Below are 13,007 nucleotides of genomic sequence, written 5' to 3'. Positions count from 1 at the left end.
TGACCCGCTTCCGATCATCAGTGCTGTCGTTAAAGGAGGGCCTTGGCAGGACGACGGGCGATAATGTCTCGCTCACTTGCCCTGCTGCTTGATCGCCCACAGCCGGTAGGCTTCGTCCTCGTAGGGATCATCACTGGTCGGCGGCGGGATCAGCTTGGCGCCCTAGCACTGTCCTAATTCGGACACTCGCAATTTGAAACTAGGACAGTGGCGCTGGTTGGTTTTGCTAGGTCCTCGGGCTAAATGACTTTCGTTTCCTCTCCACTTGCGCCCTCTAAGGGGGGACGACGGCCCTGCGGCGGCGGGGCCGTTTTTCTGACCACACTTGCGGAGGGATTAGGACAGTCGCAGGCGCTCGTTATGCACGCCTTCTACGTCGGCTCATAGGCCGGACCGGACGTTCACGGCCTGCCCCGCTGCTTGATCGCCCACAGCCGATACGCTTCCTCGATGTACGGGTCCGGCGCGGTCGGCGGCGGCACCAGCCTCGCACCTTCCTCGCGGAAGTGATCGAGACCACGACCCATCGTCTTGCCCTTCATCGTGTGCATGTCGAGAGCAAAGTCCGGTATCTCCGGCGCGAAGCCTTCGAGTTGGGCGCGAAGCCCTATCGCTGCACCGAAATGACAGCCGGCACGCGACTTCGGCGATCGGCACATCATGCGGATCGCATTCCCGGATTATCCGACGCCCGTCGTGCGCAACACGGACAACGGGCGCGAGTTGAACATGATGCGGTGGGGCATGCCGCCGCCGCCGTGCACAGGCGGCCCGCCAGTCACCAACATCCGCAACACATCGTCTCCGCACTGCCGCATACGGCCGAAGCCAGCGAACCGCTGTCTCGTGCCATTCAACAGACTGCGCACCCCAAAGCCGATTAAGGGAGGAACTTCGGGGCGACGGCCGCCATTTGATCCTGCATTCTGCGTGTCCTGCGTCCCGCTCTCTCATTGCGCGGCGGCGGTCGCGTCGGCACGTCGCGGTCACCAACGACGGACTCGTCTGCGAGTAGGTTATCTCGAATTGAAAAGTTCCAGAATTAACTTCCGGTCAGGACATCAAGCTTAACGCGCGACGTTTGTTGCGCTGCTATCGTATCGCGGATAACGGTTGATCAACCGCGAACTTTTTTTCTGATCTTTTGTCGCGACTGCCTTAAACCAAAGGCGTCAATTTATGATCAGGTATTCATCGTACAGCAGCACCAACTATCGCGATAAATCTCGCGAGAAGATCGAATGGCTCGACCCGCTCGAACGACAATATCGCGAATTGCTAGAGCTACGCAGGCGCGTGGAAGAGGCTGAGGCCGCGAGAGCGCCAAAATCGCGCGACACGCGACAATCAAAGAAACGGTGATGGCCACGCGTCTCGGAGACCTCGTGCCGATCTCCGGGCATGTGATGACCTCGCTTTTGCGCTCCAATAGACCAAGCAAATCTGGCGCGGCTGCCGACCAGAGTGACGGCCTTCGCTGGCATCTGGACTGAGTTCAACGGCGACCGTAGCACAAAGGCCGAGCCGATCCCCGGACCACACCTTGTCTATGGCTTCCTGACGACCACGCAAAGGCGATGCCGGTGATCCTGACGACCGACGAAGAGCGCGACGTATGGATGCGCGCGCCGTGGGATGAGGCGAAGGCGCTGCAACGGCCGTTGCCGGGTGATGCGCTTAAGATCCTGATGCGGGGCAAGGAAAAGGAGGACAGGGCTGCCGCATGAAGATCGTTCCAAAAGCGGGCCGCCTTTTGTCACATTCCGAGTACCTTCACACCACCCTGTTGCTGTGCAGAATGGAACAGAAACCATTGAGCTTCGGTTAGGAGCTGAGTGGAGGAGTAACGCCATGAGTAAGACTATTCGCGAGGCAGTCTTTCATCCCCGGATCATCACCGTAGGCGACCTTATCGACGAACTCTGCCGCTTGCCAGATACAGCTGCGGTTAACCTGCGCTGCCCCATGCTCGAACAAGAGTTTCGGTTTTTTCGTCTTCGAAAGCGGTCAAAGGACATCGTCGAAATCGAAATCAATGCATATCCGGAAAGTCCGTCGGTTGTGCCATCGGCCCGCTTGATCAGCTCACGGCGCTAGAGCGCCGGGCCCTCATCTGGGATGATCCCCCGATCGCTCGCGTCCGGTTCGGTTTGGTCGATGGCGACATCCTGTTCGTCTACGCCAAGGACGAGGACACCGCAGTGAAGATCGAGGACGGGTTCGCTCTGCACATTTCGATTATCGCCTCGAAGATACTTGAGCGCGAGATCAACATCGTGATGGTGTTGCCGAGACAGCTTGTGAACTGACAGTGGGCACACGACCCCGGTTGCCAGTCACGTCCGCTATAGGTCTGAGAACGTACAGCGGTATGGTTTCGGCTTTGGTCAGCTATGGGCCAGGGGACACTCGCCCAGGCTCGGTGCTCTACCTCTTTCGCGTGCGATGTTCAGCCAACCGGACCGGGGATCCAATAGTCCCCTGAAAGGGGCCTAACTCTTACGTCATTAATTACTCCGAGCTGGAGGCTTGGATCGAAATGGCGCATCGTCCGCTCATTGAGGTCAATGATGCGGCCAGGCAGTAGCGGCCCCACGTCATTTATCTTGACGATGACCTTCTTGCCTACAGCCTCAACGAGGGCATACTTCGGCCTCGCGCCAAATTGGACCCCACCAAATTTCTGACGCAAAGTTGTCCTGATGGCAGCCGCCCAGACAGAGGGATCATAGCGCTCGCCGGAGGCTGTGTTCGAGCCGCCCTCCCGCCATCCGGGCCGGAGCGGATTGTACATGGATGCTGCGCCAACGATCGCATCTCCAGAAGCGGCAGTGACGACGGCGCTCGAATGAACCGCAACGATTTCACTTCGAGCAACGGTAACAGAAATGGCAAGCGCAATCACGGCGCCGCAAATTGCGGCGCTCGAGCGGAACAGCATTCTAACTCCTTGACTGATTTTTTTGATCGTTTCGGTTCCTGATGTCGCAAACCTGGCGACGGAACCTGTGGGAGCCGGAGAGGTCCTCACACAGTCTTTTTAGTTCTCACCGACTAAGACAGAGATTGCGTCAGCAGCATGACTGACTAGAGCTTCTTCGACAGCGCGTGGCCCTGAGCGCCGACCGCTGGCCGGATGAGCTGAGGCTGTCGGACATTCGAGCCGCGCTCCGTCTGCTCGGTTTGCGGCGAGCGAGGTGCTGACGTGCGGCCGGCTTCAAATGGAATACTCCGCGCACGCTGACTATGGGTTTTCGGAATACGGCGAGATGAAAGGCGCACAGCGGACCGCCAAGCGCCGTGGCCATGGCGATTGCTAGACGTCCGATGGATTGCCGGCAGAGACCACCCGTAAATCCCCCAAGGCGCACTGGTTAAGTGGCGGCAGGTTGAGCGCCGCACCATGAAAATACAAAAACCAAAGCAATGGGCCGAGCGCGAGGTCCAGCAATTGTTCAAGCTGGCCCGGGCAGGCGCTGGCGTATCGAAGATAGCAGCCGAGCTGGGCCGTCACGCCGGATCAGTGAGGCGAATGGCGCGAACGATAGGGATACTGTTGAAGAAGTAGCCGTCGAGGGACCTCGTATGCCCCGCCAGAATGAGCGCAGCGCGGCTGACCTACAGCCCAAAACCGCGGCTAATCTCCCGCACAAGCCTGAACGCCGCGTCAGTATTTCGGCCGTAAAAGAACGCCTGATCGAACTGGGAGAGAATGCTCATCCCAAATAGCGCGATAGCAATGCCTCTGAACATGGTTGTGGACCGGGTTGAACGATGCAGCGCAAGTTCAAACGGCCCCAGCCGCAGGTTGGGAGGACAGCCGGGGCCGGCATTCCCATTCCATGTGCCGCAATCGGCGGTAATCGGCACGCTCCCAGCTAGCCACATGAAAGCTAACGAACTGTTTCGAAGGACCCGAATTCGGATCGAAGCGCTTCGATGTCGAATACGCGTGCTTCGTAGCGCAACATAGCCAGCGTCGCCCGTAATTGTACGGAGCCCGAAGTGAAGCCATTGCCGTTGCGTGTCGCCCATCTTTAGCATCTACTTCAGATTGATTTTATAACGATCCAATTTTCGGACGAGGTCCCCATGAGCGTTAAAGCCATGATGGCGACGATCCTCCAGAACCAACTGACGTTGCGCGGCGTGCATTCACTGACGCCGTCTGACTACGATGAGATTGTAGAACTGCTGATCGAGCAGCTCAGAGAGCTGGAGCTTAGCTTGGCTGCGCGAGAAGTAGGCGACAAGCACGAGCCGCAATAGCCTAATGAACGACCGAGGCTGGCAGCGGACTTTCGACGATCCGATCCTACTGCCAGATGGCCGCAAGCTGATCACGCTGCACGACGCCGCCACCTTTATCACGAAGCTGCCGAAGCGCGAGCATGGTGTGCCGGAATGGCAGGCCGCCATCGAAGCGCTGATGTTGGTAGTCAATCTCGGAGGCCCGACGATGTTCGCCCGCATCGGTGTTGTGCGTGCGCTCAACCGACATCATGAGCCGGTCATCAAGCCGCGCAAGAAGCGCGTGAGAGCATACACGATCGTCAGATGAAGAAGCGGCCCTGGATTGTAACGTCAACCGCGCCCTATTCGCAGCGCAAGCGCTTGTGCTGCGTGGGGCGCGGAGGTTGACGCTCGCTTTCTCTGGCCGCCAGGACGCTGGCACTGTTGGCGCTGACCCCGTCGGGCACTGGCACTATCGGCTCGGTCCTGTGGCGCTCGTGGTGCGAGAGGCCGTCTCGATCAACCCGACCTTGATGTAGACCCGCGCAGGCACCAGTCCCAACTCACGACTTGGTGAAAATCGGGTTAGGGCCTGATCAGCGAATAGGCGCAACGGAATTTCGCTTTGATGGGATGCGGCCCAGCCCATACACAACCGGTCGGCATGTAGCTCGTCCGCAGGACGCAATCCTAGAGAGAGTACGCGTCATAAGGTGGAGTGACGATTACATAAAGTGATTGATCGCCAACTTCGGCGTGATACTACGCGGCCTTCAAACAACTCTGGAGATCACGATAGTGGCAAAGAAGACTACCAAGCGCAAAGACTATACCAAGGACGACGTAAAGTTGCTCAAGGCACATTCCAAAGCCCGCACGCCCGTCGCCAAAGTTTCGAAACTAATGAAGAGGTCCGAAGGTGCGCTGAGACAGAAGGCTCTCGCTCTCGGTATCGGTCTGGGTCATCAGCGGTAAGCAAGCCGGAGAACGTGAAACGGCCCCGACGATAAAGCGCGCCGGGGCCGTTCGGATCATCAGGCACGGGTACATCCGCCGGCCTTCTGATCGTCGAGATCGCCGATTACCGCATCCGATCTGGCGCAGACTGTGACGAGGCTGCGGCATCAGTGTGATCACATTCGGCGCGAAAACGCTCGGCCGCCAGCTCGGCCTTACGCCACTCAGCGCGACGCCGATGCTCAATCGCCAACGCCTTGCGCGCCTCAAAGTCCCAGATGATCTTGTCGATCTCGGTACCGTCCAGCGTGCGCCTCATCCTCAGCAGAATGGACAAAGCCATCAGGAGATCGCGATGCGGCAACAACAGATCACGGGCGGCGACATCGCAATGCGCGATGAATGTTTCGATCGCCTGCTCGCTCTTGCAGAACAGCAGGGCCAGCTCACGCGCTTGCCGCAGATCATCGGCCGGCGGCTCAGGATCGCGGTCGCTCAGCAGCATTGCTTCGGCAGCCCGGCCGGCCATCAGCTCGACGCACTGGCTATAAACGCTCGCATAGACATCAGAGACCGACCTGCGATCTTCGCCCGGCTCGGGCATCACCGGAGCAAGCGCTTCTCGAACGTCCGACGCATCGCCGCCACCTTTCTCGAACGCCTCCGTATGGCTGACACCCCAACAGAGGCCCTCGTAACCGCGGGTCGCGTCTGGGTTCACGGTGACGCCACCAACCTCGTGCCCGAGCAGGCGCGCGCAAACCGCGTGCCCCGATTCATGAACCGCGATTCTTACATCCTCGTCGTAAGTGCGGCCGAGCGAAGCGAGGAGTTCGTCGTATTCATCGATCTCCTCATCGAGGCCGCCGCCGTTGTCGGTCGTGCCTCCGACGCCGGCAGCGGCCTCCGAACCGCCGAGAAAAGTCGCAGTCTGCGCGATGCCATCCTCGGCCGGGTTCCCTTTAGACATTGCCCAACACCTTCCTGTGCCTCACGACCATGCGCGCGTAGATCGCAGCGACGGTGTCACCGCCGGGTTGCGGCATCGCCCGGGCGATCATCTCGGCCACCGCGGCGGGAATGCGACCTTCGTCGTCGGGATCGATGATCCAGCCGTCTACTCTGTTGGTGATCCGGTGCGGCTCCCAGCCCGGCGGTGCGGCTTGCTTGGTCAAGGCGCGGCTCCTCGATGAGGGCTGCTTCGACGCCGCGGTCGAGCACGGTGCTCGGCGCCAGCTCGCGCGGGATCGCCTGCCGGCCCTGCCTGACCGCATCGGGCATGCTCTCAGCTCTGCCAGCGCGAAGTTCGCGGCAATTTCGATCTGGCCCATGGTGTTCTGGAGGAAGCCGGCCATCTGATGGGACTCAAAATGGAAGTGGCTGATCTCGGACAGCGCGTCCGCAAGCGCGCGCGACTGCGCGAGATAGTCCGGCAGCGCCGTCTCAATCGCAGCGACCTGCTTATGCAGCCTGTCCGCCGCCGCAGCACGCTCGATGCCCTCGCGTTCGGCGGCGAGCTGGCGCTCGGCTTCCGCCTTCTGTTGCGCCAGGACGGCGAGCACATCGTCGATGCCCGCTAACGCGGATGCTGCCGTGTCCACCGCGCCCTGCAACTTGTCGAGAGTGCGCTGATCGTCGAGATCGCCCGACAGAAGCGTCTGCTGGCGGGCGGTGGTCGCCTTCTCCAAGGCGTCCTGCGCGGCGGCGCGCTTGGCGGCGAGCTGTTCGCCGCGCGTGGTGAGCGAGACGACGGTGGTTTCGAGTTGCGTCATCGGAGATTTTCGGAAAGGATTTTTCATGCGGCAAGTGTATGCCGCCGCAATGTGATTTGCGTAGAGCCGGAGCGTGGTGCGCTCCACGCCCAGAGCTGTTTGCTGTGGCGCCCTCCACATTTTCGCATTTTCGGAGCGCGGGCTCGGCGGATTATTGGGCTCTAAAGCTGTCGCTTCAGCTTCACACAGGCGGTGTCCGCTTTGTCCTTGGAAGCTGGCATTGCAGCCGACACTCACAGCGCTTTGCACTGAGGCAGAAGTGGTGTAGCTTCTCTCGCGAGCTGCCATTAGGACGCGCCGACGTCCCATGTTTTTAGCGGCAGTGATGATGCCGTCGGCAGGCAAATTCCTAGACCTGTAATCTCTGGTCTGCTCAATCGCAGTCGAAAAACGAGACAACCCTCACATCGCGTGAGGACGCGTGAAGCGACATTCCGAAATCTCATATCAGGAGGTTACGATGGATCGGAAAACGTTTCTCGTCGCCAGTTTGGCCGCCGCATGCCTTGTTGCAACGTCCACACTAGTGCCAAGCACGGGGCACGCCCAAGCGGATGATCCGAGAGTGACGAAATCGATGGAAACATTAAGGGCCATGACGGCGAAATTGGGAGCTCCCAAGCTCGAAGGGAGAGAAGCCGTTGGGGGTAAAGACGCCCCCGCCTTGTATTTCGGCACGACTAAGATCAATAATAACTTTGACATCGTCGACGCGATTGGAAAAGAAGACGGCAAAGGGATGACCGCCACGCTGTTCGCCAAAGATGGAGGCGAATACGTCCGAGTATCCACAAGCGTGCCCAAACCCGACGGAAGCGGCCGAGCAGTTGGCACCGTTCTAGCCGGGCCGGCGCTTGAAGCGATGAAGGCGGGGAAAAGCTATTACGGCGAGGTGCCTATACTGGGGACGCCCTACATGACCGGGTATGAACCGATCAAGGACAGTTCGGGCGCCGAAATCGGCATCTACTACGTCGGCTACAAGAAATAGTTGAGCCGCCATTAGAGGCATTTTGGTACCCGATTGCACAGGCTCTCTCAGCCAGCCCGCACGCTGTTTCACATCCGGCGCAGCTTCTGCGGCCGCGACCAAATCGGCCAGAATTCCTTCAGTCGGTTCTCCGCTTTGACGCGCGCGGGCAAGCCGCCGCGATGCCTCTCGACGTAAGCGAGCAGCCGCGCCGTATCGATGATCCACACCCTCGCGCGTTTCTCGGCGATCGGACGGCGCGTCCGAGCCGCAAGATCAATCCAGTTGTAGATCGCCTGATCGGCGACCGTGCAAACGGTCGCGGCCTGCTCGACTGTCAAGAAGAGGCCCTCGCGCAGATCATCGATCGGATCGCCAGACCTGCCGAGCCGTCGCACGCAGTCTGCAAGACGAGCCGCGTCGCAGCTCGTCCTCACGACGGGCGTGCGCATCGGCGCGCATGGCCGTGTCCAACTCAACCAGCACCGCCATCAGCCGGCGTGCCTCACGGCGCCGGGCTTCCAGGTCCGGCAAGCGGAATAGGCTCTTGCAGCCGTTGTCGAACTGCTCAAAGAGAGCATCCAAGGCGGCTTCAGAAGGCGAGCGGGCACCGTTGTTGCGCCCCAGGTGCCGATCGATCGCGTCCATGATCGTTTTCATCCGCCATCGCGGTTGCTTCTTCTCGTATCCATCCGGCGCCACATGACGCAAGGCGCGGCGGACAGTTTGCCGGTCGAGTTCCAGCATGTCCGCCGCGCCGAATGCAGATACCAGTTTCACATTGAACTCCATCCGTTGTCGTTGTTGCTCTTGGAGTTTTCTATCCCTAGCCATACCGGGCGCGGCCGCGCCACCCGCATGGCCCTCCGGTCCGCAGAGGGACCCCGCGCTTGTACGGATGGCCGAACTTTCTCTTGGCGCCCTGTCGCCGGTCGAAGCCTGGTCCGCCGACATCGGCGTCGCCTGCGTGGTGGGGCGCCACGCCGCCGATGCCGGCTCCTGCCGGAGTTTGTCAACCCAGCGCCGCAGCACCGAGTCGCGCAGACCGAGCTCCTTGGCAACCGACGTGACCGAGCGACGGCTCGACACCACCAGTTCGACGGCCTGGCGCTTGTACTCTTCGGTAAACGACCGACGTTGACGTTCCATTCGACACCTCCGGGCTCAACGAGCTTACTACAGGTGTCCACTCATTCGGAGGAGGCTCAGACCCCTCCCGGCGCGGTGGCAAAGTGCCTGGGTGGGCGGGCGGCGCGCACCTCAATGATCTTACCGCCCGACCTCTCTGACAGTGGTCCAGTCCTCCGGACAGACGGACACCCCTATAGGGGTGTGTCCGTGTCCGTCCGGAAACGGACAAGCAGACAAGACCGGACATTGTCCGCTTTTGTCCGCTGTCCGCGCTCTGCTCAGCCATCATCGCGCACCAGCCAGACCAATCCATCGAGGCAGGCCGTCCGGTTGAACGTTTGCAGGTCGTCCTTGGCGCGCCGGAAAGCCCGATCGCGGTCCTCCTTCTTCTCGGCCGATGACAGCCCGCCGCGCTCACACGCGGTGTGCCACTCCTCCAGCGCCACGACGCGGACGTTCCGCGGGAATTCCTGCGATGCCGGCGGCGGCCGCCCATTGTCATTGATGCAGCGGGTCAGCAGTTCCATGGCGCGGCGTTGGGTACCGCTCAGCCCCTTCTTGCTCTTGGCCTCCTGCGTTGCCTCGGCCGCATCGTCCGAGATGATGGCGGTCGTGATGGCATCGCCGTCCTCGTCGGTGCCGAGCAGCGCGCTTTCGATTTTGTAGTGCGTGAGCGGGCCTTCCATGCCGTCGTTGATCTTGATGACGGTGGCAGTCTTGACCGCGCCTTCGCCGCCGCTGATCTGGACCATCAAGTCAACGTCGCCCGGGTTCGCGTTGGAGCCGCGGTGTCCCCGATCTTCGTCCTTGCCGGTGTGGCCGACGCACGCGATGTGGACGTTCGTCAGCTCCTCCACGCGCCGCAGGTTGGCGAGCACGACGTTCATATCTCTCGCCTTGTCCTCGTCACCGCCGCCGACAGCGATGCCCTTGCTGATCGTGTCGATGACGATCAGGCCAACCTTGCAGCAGAAGCGGGCCTCGGCCTCGCGGATCGTATCAACGATCAGCTTGATGCAGCTCTTGTTCTTCAGATCGATGACGTTGGAGGCGACGGCGATCGGCAGATCGGGCGCATCATACTTTCGCATATAGGCCGACAGGCGACGCTTGACCAACGCGCCGCGCTCCAGCGCGATGTAGACGACGCCGCAACGCTCTTTCGAGCGGTAGCCGCGCCAATCGCGGCCCAATGCCACGTAGAACGCCAGATCGGTCATCAGCACCGACTTGCCGACGCCGGGCGGGCCGAACCAATTCGAGGTCTCGCCGCGGGCCAGCACGAACTTCATGATCCAGAACTTCGGCGGCAGCTCGTTCAGCTCGTTGTAGTAGGCCAGCGCCAGTGCGCTCGACACCTTGGCCTTTGCCACGCGTTCTTCGGCTTCGCTGCGCTCCGCCTCCCGCCTCCCGCCTCGAACTCGTCCCACCTTTTGGTGCTTGTCAAGCAGGGCCTGCATATCGGTATCGGTCAGGCGGCCAGCCTCCCGCATCTGCGCGTCGGCATAGCTTCCAAATGAACTGAGATCGTCGCATCCCGCAGCAGCGGAGCTGTAGTTGCTGGGAGCGCCAGAGCCCGCCAACTTCGGCTTCGCCGGTCGCAAGTCGCACAACGTCTCGACCGAATAGGAAGGCGCATCGTTCTTGATCTGCACCGTCGTGAGTTCGGGGACATAGCCTTTCGCCCGTTTGTTCGCCGGGGGAAAGCTGATCGAGCCGCCGACGCGCACCAGGCGGTCGCAATTCTGCACTGCGTCACCCTCGAAACGCTCACACAATGCGGTGTTGGCGTCCTCGACATCTTTGGGCTCGGTGAGGGGCTCCCGGTTCAGGAAATGCACCTGAGCGCGAGTATGCGGGATGGTGCCGGTGGTCACCACGACGCCGGGCTGGAGTCCCTCACGCTGACAGATTTCGACGGCACGCTCGTAGTCGCCGGGCTCGTCGAGGTCGGTCCAGGAATAACGAGCGGCGCGAAAATGGACCTTACCCGCTCGCCCGGATTTCGGCTTGTCACCGTGACGCAGGGCGGCACCGACGTAGCAATTGCGGCCGCGCTCGTTCATCTTCAGGATGTACTCGATGATCGGCTCCAGATTGTGCGCCGAGAAGAAGCGCCACTTGATCGGGCCGTCCGGCTCGAGAACGCGGTGATCGCCGCGATGTTCGGCTTCAGGATTTGCGCGTGCGCGTTCATGGGCGCACCCCGCGCGTTTCGCCGAGGCTGCGGATGTGCTCCCTACAGGCTCCGATCAGGATGTTAGCTTGAGCCTCGGTGAGACCATATTCACCCCTGTGCTGCTGCTCCTCGTTCCACCAAGTCCGGAGATCATCCGCACTCTCGACGAGCGGAATGACCTTCAGCGCCAAGGCCACGTAGGCGGCTGCCTGGCGCTGTTGCTTCGATGGTTGTGTGTGCGCAGGCGCGATGGTATTCATCACAGACATTCTAAAAAATTCCGTGAGAGGATGATGGAGAGGCGGCTGGCGGGCCGCCTTTTCTGCGACTAGGCGACGCTGTCGACCACGACCTGCGCTGCAACGAAGAGCGACCGCCGTGCAATCGCGGCACTGACCCAAGACTCAATTTCGTTGGTGACCCAACCCACGCGCTTGGCGCCGATCAAAACGCGTTTCGGGAACTTGCCTTCCGCTTCGAGACGATCGATCTGCCGGCGACCAAGCAGAACGCCGCGATCGCGCAGTTCGGGAAATGACAGCAGCTTGCGAGCTGACATTGGTCGTACTCCTGCTTTCTAGAGTAAGCACGCCAATGCATTTCGACGTGCGCCCCAATGCGTCAGGGCGCATCTTAACTAGTACCCACTTTTCTTGGATCGTGAGTCGTGATTCAAGATATGGATGATCCCCGAAGCAAGAGAAGTCCACCTTTCGCGGAAAGATCGCAAGGTGCTTGAGGCGTGTTGTAGCTCGCCGGTGACGTTGCAGCGCGATTTGAAGCGAGCGCGGATCGTTCTGTTGGCGGCGGATGGGCGCAGCACCCGCTCGATCGCCAAAGAAGTCGGAGTCCAGCCGCGGATTGTCAGCCTTTGGCGGCACCGCTATGCCGATCATGGCCTTGAAGGGCTGCAAGACAAGCCGCGGCCCGGCAAGCAGCCGATCTATACGAAGGTCACCGACAAGCGGATTCTGAAGCTGCTGGATAAGCCGGCCCCGCAAGGGTTTGCGCGCTGGACCGGCCCTCTGCTGGCCGAGGCGCTCGGCGATGTTGACGTCCAATATGTTTGGCGGTTCCTGCGCAGCCACAAGATTGACCTCGCGGCTCGCAAGTCTTGGTGCGAGAGCAACGACCCGAACTTTACGGCCAAAGCCGCCGATGTTGTCGGCCTCTACGTCGCCCCGCCCGCGAAGGCCATTGTGCTATGCGTGGACGAGAAGCCCTCGATCCAGGCCTTGGAGCGAGCGCAGGGTTACCTGAAGTTGCCCAATGGCCGCGCCTTGACCGGCCAGAGCCACGATTACAAGCGGCATGGCACGACAACGCTGTTTGCGGCGCTTGAAGTCGCCACCGGAAAGATCATCGCGACGCATTCAAAACGCCGTCGCCGCGTCGAGTTTCTCGACTTCATGAACAGTGTCGCCGCGGCCTTTCCGGGCCGAAAGCTTCACGTCATCCTCGACAACCTCAACACCCACAAGAAGAACGAGCCCTGGCTCAAGGCCCACCCCAACGTGCAATTTCACTTCACGCCGACAAGCGCGTCCTGGCTCAATCAGGTCGAGGTCTGGTTCTCGATCTTGCAGGGGCAGTCACTTAGCGGCACCTCCTTCACAAGCCTCAACCAGCTTCAGGAACACATCGATGCCTACGTCAACGCCTACAACGACAAAGCCGAGCCCTTCATCTGGACCAAGAAAAAGGTCTGTCAACGCCGTTTCAAAGGCCGCCGTATCACTCAGCTCTGATTCCGAGTACTAGACCT

Annotated in this window: 17 protein-coding genes and 2 pseudogenes; 9 read left to right on the top strand and 10 right to left on the bottom strand. The window is 60.7% G+C overall.

All coding sequences use genetic code 11. From position 1 onward, the window contains the following. Positions 1-401: 401 nt before the first annotated feature. Entirely contained in the window at positions 402-662 is a 261-nt protein-coding gene (locus IVB18_RS14575) for a hypothetical protein (protein WP_247989751.1), read from the bottom strand. Between IVB18_RS14575 and IVB18_RS14570 the strand changes: the two are divergent. From IVB18_RS14570 to IVB18_RS14555, 4 genes and pseudogenes are all read left to right on the top strand, one after another. Then, positions 661-858: pseudogene (locus IVB18_RS14570) on the top strand (SOS response-associated peptidase); the annotation flags it as partial. The gene IVB18_RS14575 and the pseudogene IVB18_RS14570 sit on opposite strands and share 2 nt — an antisense overlap. A gap of 606 nt (positions 859-1,464) precedes the next feature. Beyond that, positions 1,465-1,727 (top strand): annotated as a pseudogene (locus tag IVB18_RS14565) (SOS response-associated peptidase); the annotation flags it as partial. Between the two features lie 124 nt (positions 1,728-1,851). Next, on the top strand, positions 1,852-2,097 hold the full coding sequence (locus IVB18_RS14560; protein WP_247989750.1) for a hypothetical protein: 246 nt from the start codon (positions 1,852-1,854) through the stop codon (positions 2,095-2,097). A 53-nt stretch (positions 2,098-2,150) separates the two neighbouring features. Continuing rightward, positions 2,151-2,309, top strand: coding sequence for a hypothetical protein (locus IVB18_RS14555; protein WP_247989749.1), 159 nt, complete (start codon positions 2,151-2,153; stop codon positions 2,307-2,309). 140 nt (positions 2,310-2,449) lie between these two features. Here the strand turns inward: IVB18_RS14555 and IVB18_RS14550 are convergent, their stop codons facing one another. Together IVB18_RS14550 and IVB18_RS14545 are read right to left on the bottom strand one after the other, a co-directional pair. Then, positions 2,450-2,941 (bottom strand): septal ring lytic transglycosylase RlpA family protein, encoded by a 492-nt coding sequence (locus tag IVB18_RS14550; protein WP_247989748.1) that lies wholly within the window; start codon positions 2,939-2,941, stop codon positions 2,450-2,452. 375 nt (positions 2,942-3,316) lie between these two features. Beyond that, on the bottom strand, positions 3,317-3,514 hold the full coding sequence (locus IVB18_RS14545) for a hypothetical protein (protein ID WP_247989747.1): 198 nt from the start codon (positions 3,512-3,514) through the stop codon (positions 3,317-3,319). A gap of 578 nt (positions 3,515-4,092) precedes the next feature. Here IVB18_RS14545 and IVB18_RS14540 point away from each other — a divergent pair. From IVB18_RS14540 to IVB18_RS14530, 3 genes are all read left to right on the top strand, one after another. Next, positions 4,093-4,269, top strand: coding sequence for a hypothetical protein (locus IVB18_RS14540; protein WP_247989746.1), 177 nt, complete (start codon positions 4,093-4,095; stop codon positions 4,267-4,269). A 4-nt stretch (positions 4,270-4,273) separates the two neighbouring features. Further along, positions 4,274-4,561, top strand: coding sequence for a hypothetical protein (locus IVB18_RS14535; protein WP_247989745.1), 288 nt, complete (start codon positions 4,274-4,276; stop codon positions 4,559-4,561). A 461-nt stretch (positions 4,562-5,022) separates the two neighbouring features. After that, a complete protein-coding gene (locus IVB18_RS14530; protein WP_247991641.1) occupies positions 5,023-5,208 on the top strand; it encodes a hypothetical protein in 186 nt (61 codons plus the stop codon). A 106-nt stretch (positions 5,209-5,314) separates the two neighbouring features. Here the strand turns inward: IVB18_RS14530 and IVB18_RS14525 are convergent, their stop codons facing one another. Next, on the bottom strand, positions 5,315-6,160 hold the full coding sequence (locus IVB18_RS14525) for a hypothetical protein (RefSeq protein ID WP_247989744.1): 846 nt from the start codon (positions 6,158-6,160) through the stop codon (positions 5,315-5,317). Continuing rightward, entirely contained in the window at positions 6,153-6,962 is an 810-nt protein-coding gene (locus IVB18_RS14520; RefSeq protein ID WP_247989743.1) for a hypothetical protein, read from the bottom strand. Before IVB18_RS14520 ends, IVB18_RS14525 begins: the two co-directional genes overlap by 8 nt. Positions 6,963-7,422: 460 nt before the next feature. Between IVB18_RS14520 and IVB18_RS14515 the strand changes: the two genes are divergently transcribed. Next, positions 7,423-7,953: a Cache 3/Cache 2 fusion domain-containing protein gene (locus tag IVB18_RS14515; RefSeq protein ID WP_247989742.1), complete on the top strand. Its 531-nt coding sequence runs from the start codon at positions 7,423-7,425 to the stop codon at positions 7,951-7,953. A 68-nt stretch (positions 7,954-8,021) separates the two neighbouring features. Here the strand turns inward: IVB18_RS14515 and IVB18_RS14510 are convergent, their stop codons facing one another. The 5 genes from IVB18_RS14510 to IVB18_RS14490 all read right to left on the bottom strand — a co-directional run bounded on the left by IVB18_RS14510 (position 8,022) and on the right by IVB18_RS14490 (position 11,801). Beyond that, on the bottom strand, positions 8,022-8,273 hold the full coding sequence (locus IVB18_RS14510; RefSeq protein ID WP_247989741.1) for a hypothetical protein: 252 nt from the start codon (positions 8,271-8,273) through the stop codon (positions 8,022-8,024). Positions 8,274-8,292: 19 nt separating this feature from the next. Then, entirely contained in the window at positions 8,293-9,081 is a 789-nt protein-coding gene (locus tag IVB18_RS14505; RefSeq protein WP_247989740.1) for a transposase, read from the bottom strand. Between the two features lie 260 nt (positions 9,082-9,341). Continuing rightward, positions 9,342-11,129 carry an AAA family ATPase gene (locus IVB18_RS14500; protein ID WP_247989739.1) on the bottom strand — a complete coding sequence of 596 codons (1,788 nt, stop codon included), beginning with the start codon at positions 11,127-11,129 and terminating at the stop codon, positions 9,342-9,344. Positions 11,130-11,256: 127 nt separating this feature from the next. Further along, the gene (locus IVB18_RS14495; protein WP_247989738.1) at positions 11,257-11,511 is read right to left on the bottom strand and encodes a hypothetical protein; all 255 of its coding nucleotides are present in this window, start codon (positions 11,509-11,511) and stop codon (positions 11,257-11,259) included. A 59-nt stretch (positions 11,512-11,570) separates the two neighbouring features. Further along, positions 11,571-11,801 carry an AlpA family phage regulatory protein gene (locus tag IVB18_RS14490; RefSeq protein ID WP_247989737.1) on the bottom strand — a complete coding sequence of 77 codons (231 nt, stop codon included), beginning with the start codon at positions 11,799-11,801 and terminating at the stop codon, positions 11,571-11,573. A gap of 124 nt (positions 11,802-11,925) precedes the next feature. Here IVB18_RS14490 and IVB18_RS14485 point away from each other — a divergent pair, with 124 nt between their 5' ends. Next, positions 11,926-12,990, top strand: a complete 1,065-nt coding sequence (locus tag IVB18_RS14485; RefSeq protein WP_247989736.1) for an IS630 family transposase — start codon at positions 11,926-11,928, stop codon at positions 12,988-12,990. Positions 12,991-13,007 lie beyond the last annotated feature (17 nt).

The organism is Bradyrhizobium sp. 186, assembly GCF_023101685.1.
Taxonomy (GTDB): domain Bacteria; phylum Pseudomonadota; class Alphaproteobacteria; order Rhizobiales; family Xanthobacteraceae; genus Bradyrhizobium.
The sequence above is the reverse complement of the archived record's forward strand: the minus strand, read 5'-3'. Positions and strand labels throughout refer to the sequence as shown.

Coding starts and splice junctions, on each gene's coding strand:
- IVB18_RS14575 (WP_247989751.1), bottom strand. CDS start 662: ATGATGTGCCGATCGCCGAAGTCGCGTGCCGGCTGTCATTTCGGTGCA.
- IVB18_RS14560 (WP_247989750.1), top strand. CDS start 1,852: ATGAGTAAGACTATTCGCGAGGCAGTCTTTCATCCCCGGATCATCACC.
- IVB18_RS14550 (WP_247989748.1), bottom strand. CDS start 2,941: ATGCTGTTCCGCTCGAGCGCCGCAATTTGCGGCGCCGTGATTGCGCTT.
- IVB18_RS14540 (WP_247989746.1), top strand. CDS start 4,093: ATGAGCGTTAAAGCCATGATGGCGACGATCCTCCAGAACCAACTGACG.
- IVB18_RS14535 (WP_247989745.1), top strand. CDS start 4,274: ATGAACGACCGAGGCTGGCAGCGGACTTTCGACGATCCGATCCTACTG.
- IVB18_RS14525 (WP_247989744.1), bottom strand. CDS start 6,160: ATGTCTAAAGGGAACCCGGCCGAGGATGGCATCGCGCAGACTGCGACT.
- IVB18_RS14520 (WP_247989743.1), bottom strand. CDS start 6,962: ATGACGCAACTCGAAACCACCGTCGTCTCGCTCACCACGCGCGGCGAA.
- IVB18_RS14515 (WP_247989742.1), top strand. CDS start 7,423: ATGGATCGGAAAACGTTTCTCGTCGCCAGTTTGGCCGCCGCATGCCTT.
- IVB18_RS14505 (WP_247989740.1), bottom strand. CDS start 9,081: ATGGAACGTCAACGTCGGTCGTTTACCGAAGAGTACAAGCGCCAGGCC.
- IVB18_RS14500 (WP_247989739.1), bottom strand. CDS start 11,129: ATGAACGAGCGCGGCCGCAATTGCTACGTCGGTGCCGCCCTGCGTCAC.
- IVB18_RS14495 (WP_247989738.1), bottom strand. CDS start 11,511: ATGTCTGTGATGAATACCATCGCGCCTGCGCACACACAACCATCGAAG.
- IVB18_RS14490 (WP_247989737.1), bottom strand. CDS start 11,801: ATGTCAGCTCGCAAGCTGCTGTCATTTCCCGAACTGCGCGATCGCGGC.
- IVB18_RS14485 (WP_247989736.1), top strand. CDS start 11,926: ATGATCCCCGAAGCAAGAGAAGTCCACCTTTCGCGGAAAGATCGCAAG.